The sequence below is a fragment of the Arhodomonas sp. KWT genome (assembly GCF_010993615.1).
Window position 1 is genome coordinate 1 of sequence record NZ_WNXE01000140.1, and the last position, 7,158, is coordinate 7,158.

A 7,158-nucleotide genomic window follows, 5' to 3' on the forward strand; every position below is an offset into this window, starting at 1 on the left:
GCCATCGAGTTCCTTCTCGACAAGCTCAAGGACACCAAGACCAACAGCGAGTTCTTCGATTACATGAAGCGCTGAGCGGGCATCCGGATGCCATCATGAGAAGGGCCGCCCCGCTTCTGCGGGGCGGCCCTTTTTTCGTGGCGGGGGATCAGAAGCGGTAGTCGGCGGAGAGGGCGAAGAGGTTCGCCGTGCCCTCGTAGGTGCCCGACAGGTTGCCGCGGCTCTCGTTCTCCAGATCGACGTCGCCGTCGTCGAAGAAGATGTGCATCCACGCACCGGTGATCGACAGCCGGTCGGTGGGCGAGAACGTCGCGCCGGCGGACAGCCAGCGGCGGTCCACGTCCGGCACGCGCGGCGTGCGGTGCTGGGCGTTCGGCACCGGGGATTCGTCCATGCCGATGCCGCCGCGCAGCGTCCAGCGGCCGGTGAGCGCGTAGCTCGCGCCCGTGGACAGGGCCCAGGTGTTCTCCCAGTTCTCCTCGGTCACGCTGTTCGGGGTGTTGTCGCCGAACTTGACCACCAGCTCGTCGAATTTGCTCCACTCGGTCCACTCGGCGTTGAACATCAGCGCCAGGCGGTCGGTGGCCTGGTGGTAGATGCCCAGGTTCAGGCTCGCCGGCGTCGTGAGATCCGCCTTGCCGGAGGTGTCGGTGAATTGGCCCCCCGCCTGGGCGCCGGCGAGTACCGCCTGTGATGTCGCGTCGGTGGCGCTGAACTCGGCGTCCCCCTTCAGGGTGAGGTCCACCTTGGAGCGGTAGCTCACGCCCACGCGGGTGCGGTCGGTGACCTGGAACAGCGCGCCGAGGGTGTAGCCCACGCCCCAGTCGTCGCCGGTGACCTCGGCGAAGCCGTCATTGTTGCCGGGGGACGCGCCGGGTACTTCCTGTTGAGCGCCAACCCCCCCGAGGTCCAGCGCGTTGGACAGGGTCGCGTCGGCGTACTGCACCCGCAGGCCGCCGGCGAGCGAGAGCCGGTCGGTGACACGGAAGTTCAGGGTGGGCTGGATGTCGACGACCTTCAGGTCCGTCTCCAGGGCCTGGTAGCGCCCGATCCAGTCGTGATCGTAGTCGGTGGACAGGCCGTACGGCGCGTAGACGGCGAGGCCGGCGTCCAGCGAGTCGTTGAGCTGGGTCTTGACGGCGAAGGAGGGCACCAGGGCGGTCTCGCCGCTCTTGCCCTTGCTGCCGTCGTAGGGGAATCCGTCACTGGAGCCGTTGAGTGGGGCCCCGTAGGGAGAGGCCTGACCGTCCTCGAGATCGAACTCGGCGTCGATGTAGGCCAGGCTGCCGGCGATCTGGGTGCCGTCGATGTTGCCCAGTGCCGCCGGGTTGTAGGCCATGAAGCTGACGTCCTCTGCGCCGGCGGCGGCGCTGGCGAGCGAGTTGGCGAGGGCCTTGGCGCTCTGCTCGCGGATCTGGAAGCCGGTGGCGTGGGCGGTTGCCATCGCGCCGGCGAGGCCGAGTGCCGACGTGGCGATGATCAGGCGGCTTGCGCCTCGATGACGGGCGGACATGGGCTCTCCTCCTGGTTCTCTGACTTGTCGTCGTGATAACAGGGGCAGGCCCGTTCGGCTGGTTGCGCCAAGCATGCCCCCTTTTGCAGGGAAAATAGGCGGGCTGTCCGGCCGCGTCAATACGCTTGCGTATGGAAATGCCGGAAAAGCGCGCACCGGGCCCCTGCCCGGTGCGCTTTGCGGAGGGGGGTTGGCTTAGCCGGCGGGCGGCAGGATGAAGTCGTCCGCCTGTGGCGCCTTGCCGGAGCTGCGCTCGAGCAGCAGCAGGCCGTTTGCGGTACGTCCCTTCACCGTGAGTGTGCCCACGGTCTCGCCGGGAATCCATGCGACCGGGTCGCCGCCCTGGCGCAGCACGCGTCCGCTCTCGTGGACGGTCAGCTGGCTGCCGGTAGCGAGCTGGGTGCCGGCGGGGTCCATGACCCAGCGGCCGTCGCCGGTGCTGCGCACGTGGAAGATGCGGGGGGCGAGGCGGAAACGCTCGATCGCATGGAGGTAGACACTGTCCGCCAAGGCGGCGAGGCTCTGCTCGGCGGCGCCGTCGTCGGTGGCCGGCAGGGTGACCCGGTAGGCCGGGTAGCGGATGCCGAGATCCAGGTCCACCAGGCTCACGGTCAGGGGGAGCTGGCCGCCGCGGGCCTCGGTGCCGTCGATAATGGCCACCATGCGGGCGCCGGAAGCGGCGGCCACCGCCGGTCCGCACTCGGCGAGGGTGTCCAGCGAGCACTCGACCCCGTCGAGGGCCTGCTGCAGGCGCTGCTGGCTGACCGCGGTCAGCGGGTATTCGCCGGCAACGCGGGTCATCGCCGTGTAGGCGCGGGTGGCCGCCAGGTCCGTGGCATTGGGGAAGAGCAGCGCCACGCCGGGGCCCGCCTCGGTGGTAGTGGCCTGGCCGCGCCGTGCCGCCGTGCCGCCGCCCTGGCGCAGGTCGGCGCGCAGGCGGGCGACCTCCTGTTCCAGCCGGCGGGTATCCGCGCCGCTGGACGACGCGTCCTTGCCGAAGATCAGCTCGCCGACGGACGGAATGGCGCCGTCCTCCAGGTCGGACTTGTGCGCCTCCGTGTCCAGGGGATCGTAGTCGCTGGGCAGCGCCCCCGGCTCGGTGTGCTTCTGGCGGGTGGATTCCGTGTTCGCGCAGCCGCCGGCCATCAGGACGGTGACGACGAGGGCGGCCAGCAGAAGGGAGCGCACCATGGATCTGTTCCTCAAACGTCTCGGTTGGGTCTGTCCCGGACGGCGCCGGGTGGCACCGGTTCGCGCGCCAGCATAGGCAAGCACCGTGAGCACTGCAATCAATCCCGTTCCAGGCGCTGGAAGGTCAGCGGCCACGGGTTGTCGGCGTCGGCCCCCCGGTGCTGCTCATCGACGACCCGCCAGCCGGCGTCCAGCGCCGGGAAGCGGGTGTCCCCGTCGAGCTCGGCGTCGATCACGGTGAGCTCGATGCGCCGGGCGCGGGGCAGGAACAGCGCGTAGATCTCGGCGCCGCCGATGATCATCACTTCGGGGACGTCGCCGGCCGCCGCCAGGGCGGACTCGGCGGAATCGACCACCGTACAGCCCGGGGCCGCGAAGGACGGGTCGCGGCTCATCACGATGTTGTGCCGTTTCGGCAGTGGCCGGCCGATGTCGTCGTAGTTGCGCCGGCCCATGACCACCGGTTTGCCCCGGGTGTACGCCACGAAATGGCGCATATCCGCGGGCAGCCGCCAGGGCAGCGAGCCATTCGCGCCGATCACGCGGTTACGCGTCATCGCCGCGATCAGTGTCACCAGGGGCGTGCTCATGCCGGCCATTGTACCGTCGACGGCGGCGTGCGGCACGCTTGCCTCACTCGATGCGGCAGGCCTCGTCGAAGGCCGGGCGCGGGTTGCGTGAATACACCGTGTCCGGGTCGCCGTAGCCGATGTTGCACAGGAAGTTGGTGCGGATACTTGTGCCGGCGAAGAAGGCCTCGTCCACCATTGCCGGATCGAAGCCGGACATCGGCCCACAGTCGAGCCCGAGGGCCCGTGCGGCGATGATCAGGTATGCCCCCTGGAGGCTGCCGTTGCGGAACGCCGTGGTCTCGGCGAAGGCCGGGCTGTCGCGGAACAGGCCGCTGACGTCCTTGTGCGGGTTCAGCCAGGGCAGCCACTCCCAGAAGCGCAGGTCGTGGGCGACGATGGCGGTGACCGGGGCGGACAGGGTCTTGTCGACGTTGCTCTTCATCAGCGCCGGTGCGAGCCGTTCCTTGGCCTCCGGCGAGCGCACGAACACGACCCGCATGGGGCAGCCGTTGAAGCTGGTCGGTCCCATGGTGGCGAGGGCATGCATCTCGCGGAGCTGTTCGTCGGTGACCGGCCGGTCGAGCCAGCCGTTGTAGGTCCGTGCCTCACGGAAGATCCGGTCCAGGGCCGCGTCGTCGAGCGCCGGTGTTGCCGTCGCGTGTGCGGGCGCCGCATGCTCTCGCTGCATGGCGTTCTCCTCGCCTCTCGGGTGGGTGTGGTCGACGTGCCGGCGGGCGCGGAGCGGTCAGTGCCCCTGGCGCGCCGGTGCCGTGCTGGTGACGAAGTGGCCGTCGCGGTAGAGCAGCGGCGAGGTGGCGCCGCTGCCGGTCGTCGCGACCACGTCGCCGACGATAATGCCATGAGAGCCTTCCTCATGGACACGCACGATCCGGCAGTCGAAGCCGACGAGGGCGTCCTCGAGCACCGGCGCGCCGGTGCGCAGCGGCGCCCAGCGACCCGCCGCGAAACGCGCCTCTCCCCGGCAGGCGTCGCCGGAGGCGAAGCGCATGGCGAGCGTCTCGTGATGTGCGGCGAGGACATTGAGCGCGAGTACCCGGCGGCCGGCGATGACGGGATAGGCGCTGCTGTCGCGGTTGATGCAGACCAGTATCCGCGGCGGGTCCACGCTCAGCGAGCAGAACGAGGACACCGTCAGCCCCGCGGGGCCGTCCGGCCCCCGGGTCGTCGCCAGCGCCACGGGCGCCGCGATGCCGCGCATGCCGCTGCGGAACTCGGCGCCGTCGACGAACTGGCTGAAGGTCTCGCCGGCGATCACCGCCGACAGCGCCGCCATGGCGGTGTGGGCGTCGTGCATCCCGGTCATGCCGCGCCCGCCACCGGCAGCCGCAGGCCGCGATCCTCCAGGCGGGGCAGGACCTCGTCGCGGAAGTAGGGGAACTCCTCGACGTAGTCCACGAACGCCAGGGTGGTGCCCGCGAAGCCGGTCTCGTAGAGGCGCTGGATCCCGTCGGCGACGGTGTCCGGGTCGCCGACCAGCGGGTAGCCGCCGTGGCCCCCGGCCATGCGGTCGCGCAGCAGCCGGATGACCTCTTTGGGGAAGGATTCGGCGTGGGCGAACATCAGGTTGATGATGTTGTCCACGGCCTCCCAGTCCGCGTTCTCCTGGGAGTAGTAGTGGTGGTACTCCTCGGCCTCCTTTCTGGTCGGCCGGCAGACGACGTAGGAGAGGGTGAACAGCCCCACGTTGCGCCCGACGCCGGCGGCCTGCTCCTTGATCGCTGCGATCTCTTCCCTGGACCTGTCCAGGTCGATGGCCGGGGTGAACAGGTAGTCGGCGTTGCGCACGGCGAAGTCGCGGCCCTGCTGGGAACCGGCGGCGTTGAAGATCGGCACCTTGTCGGTTTTCGGCAGCGGCAGGCTGTAGGTGTCCCTGAGCTGGTAGAACTCGCCATCCCAGTCGAACGGTCCGGTCTCGGTCCACAGCTTGCGGACGATATCGAACCACTCCTGACCGAAGCGGTAACGGGTCTCGTGGTCGTCCGGCATGGTCATGCCGAGGGCGTCGTACTCCGGCTTGTTCCAGCCGCAGACCACGTTGAGCCCGGCGCGGCCGTTGCTCATGTTGTCCATCGTCGCGAGCTGCTTGGCGACCACCACCGGGTGATTGAACGCGGTGTGGATCGTGGAGAAGACGTTGATGTTCTTCGTCTGCGCCAGCAGTCCCGCGGCCCAGGTGACGGTCTCCAGGACACTACCGTGGAAGTTGGTGGCACCGCCGTAGCCGATCCAGCGGGCGATGGGCAGAAGGAACTCCAGCCCCGCCTCGTCGGCCATCTGCGCGAGCCTGAGGTTATTCTCCCAGGAGTTGTTCCAGCGCTCCGGCACCTTGGTCACGGCCAGGCCGCCGGAGCAGTTGGGTGAGAAGATCCCCAGCTTGAAGGGGTTGTCGTTGAAAACGGGCGCGGTCCTGACGGTCATGGCGGTGCTCCTCCTCGGGTGTGCTTCCCTCACGGATCTGCAGGTTTTCGTGCTTTTTTCTAGTAATTTACTAGTAAAACGATATGACTTTTCTTTTAGACGTAAATTTTTTCCCCGTCAAGTATGCCCCGCCGGCCGTCGGGCTTGTGCTGAGCTGCCAGGCCTGTTGTCGTTTGGACTGGTCCCTGCACCGAGAAGAGAGGAGAGCGATGTCGGAGCACGAGGGTCGGGAAGGAGAGGCGCCCGCGGATGATTTCACCCTGGACCGGCACTGGCACCTGGCGGGTGACGAAAAGGAGATGGCGCTCACCGAGATCGAGCACACGATGCTGCGGCTGACCGCCGCCTTCGAGCGCTGGCAGTCCGAGTGCCTGGCGGCCGTGACACACCGGCCGGTATCCGGATCGGATAATGCCGTGCTGCATGTGGTGCGCATGAAAGAGCGTCCCAAGACGGTCGCGGAGATCGCCCGCCTGCTCAACCGCGACGACATCAGCAACATCCAGTACGCGCTCAAGAAGCTCAAGTCCGCGGGGCTGGTGGACAAGCAGGCCTCGCGCAAACGTCGCGGCGTGGCCTATTTCGTCACCGACCAGGGTTACGAGGTCACGGAACGTTTCGCCCAGCTGCGCCGTGAGATGCTGATCCGCATGATCCCCAATGAGGAGAACTGGCAGGCGCAGTACGAGGTGGCGCACCGGCTGCTCAACCAGCTCCAGGGCATCTATGATCAGGCGGCGGTCTACGTGGTCAGTCACCGCGCGCCGATGGATGACGAGTCGCTGTAGGAGGCGAGTCACCGACTGGACAAGGGGGGACGGGTATGGCCGGTGTCGAGGGGGGCTGGGAGGCGCTGTTCGTCGCGCTCGGTGCGACGCCGGCGCTGTGGGGCGGCATCCTGTTCGGGGCGGTGGCCGGTGGTGCGGTGACGGCGGCGGTGCTCGGCGGCCGCCATCGCCGCATACGCGCGGGGATCCATCGGGCCCTGGTCCAGCAGGCGGCGGACGCCATCGTCGTCGCCGACCTCTCTGGGGCGATCCACGACGTCAATGAACAGGCCGCGATACTGCTGGGTCATCCCCGAGGCCGGCTCAGGCGAATGGCGGTCCGCGATATCCATCCCCCGGATGAGAAACCGGCCCTGGACGCCGCGTTTGCGGACATGCGCTCCACGGGCTTCTCCCTGCGTGAGCACGAGGTGATCCACGCCGATGGTACCCGCATACCCGTGGAGGTGGCGGGGCGGCGTGTCGACCGGCGTTTCGGGCCCTGCCTGTATGTCGGGGTCTTCCGCGACCTGAGCGAGCGCCGCGAGCGCGAACGTGAGCGCCTGCGTGAGGAGCGCCGTCAGCGCGAGGCACTGATCCGCGAGGTCCATCACCGGATCAAGAACCACCTCCAGGGACTGCTTGGCCTCATCGCCGGCCAGGTGGAGGCGGAGCC

Annotated in this window: 8 protein-coding genes; 2 read left to right on the plus strand and 6 right to left on the minus strand. The window is 68.5% G+C overall.

Going from position 1 to position 7,158, the window contains the following annotated elements:
* Nucleotides 1–148: 148 nt before the first annotated feature.
* The 6 genes from G7A99_RS14995 to G7A99_RS15020 all read right to left on the minus strand — a co-directional run bounded on the left by G7A99_RS14995 (nucleotide 149) and on the right by G7A99_RS15020 (nucleotide 5,715).
* On the minus strand, nucleotides 149–1,513 hold the full coding sequence (locus G7A99_RS14995; RefSeq protein ID WP_163141558.1) for an OmpP1/FadL family transporter: 1,365 nt from the start codon (nucleotides 1,511–1,513) through the stop codon (nucleotides 149–151).
* Between the two features lie 195 nt (nucleotides 1,514–1,708).
* The gene (locus G7A99_RS15000; protein ID WP_163141561.1) at nucleotides 1,709–2,704 is read right to left on the minus strand and encodes a hypothetical protein; all 996 of its coding nucleotides are present in this window, start codon (nucleotides 2,702–2,704) and stop codon (nucleotides 1,709–1,711) included.
* Between the two features lie 98 nt (nucleotides 2,705–2,802).
* Entirely contained in the window at nucleotides 2,803–3,294 is a 492-nt protein-coding gene (locus tag G7A99_RS15005; RefSeq protein ID WP_163141564.1) for a dihydrofolate reductase, read from the minus strand.
* A 43-nt stretch (nucleotides 3,295–3,337) separates the two neighbouring features.
* Entirely contained in the window at nucleotides 3,338–3,964 is a 627-nt protein-coding gene (locus tag G7A99_RS15010) for a malonic semialdehyde reductase (protein ID WP_163141566.1), read from the minus strand.
* A 57-nt stretch (nucleotides 3,965–4,021) separates the two neighbouring features.
* A complete protein-coding gene (locus G7A99_RS15015; protein WP_018716540.1) occupies nucleotides 4,022–4,600 on the minus strand; it encodes a flavin reductase family protein in 579 nt (192 codons plus the stop codon).
* Entirely contained in the window at nucleotides 4,597–5,715 is a 1,119-nt protein-coding gene (locus tag G7A99_RS15020; protein ID WP_163141569.1) for an LLM class flavin-dependent oxidoreductase, read from the minus strand. Before G7A99_RS15020 ends, G7A99_RS15015 begins: the two co-directional genes overlap by 4 nt.
* A gap of 209 nt (nucleotides 5,716–5,924) precedes the next feature.
* Between G7A99_RS15020 and G7A99_RS15025 the strand changes: the two genes are divergently transcribed.
* Nucleotides 5,925–6,503 (plus strand): winged helix DNA-binding protein, encoded by a 579-nt coding sequence (locus G7A99_RS15025; protein ID WP_018716538.1) that lies wholly within the window; start codon nucleotides 5,925–5,927, stop codon nucleotides 6,501–6,503.
* Nucleotides 6,504–6,538: 35 nt separating this feature from the next.
* A partial coding sequence (locus G7A99_RS15030) for a PAS domain S-box protein (RefSeq protein ID WP_163141572.1) occupies nucleotides 6,539–7,158 on the plus strand: 620 nt, incomplete at its 3' end.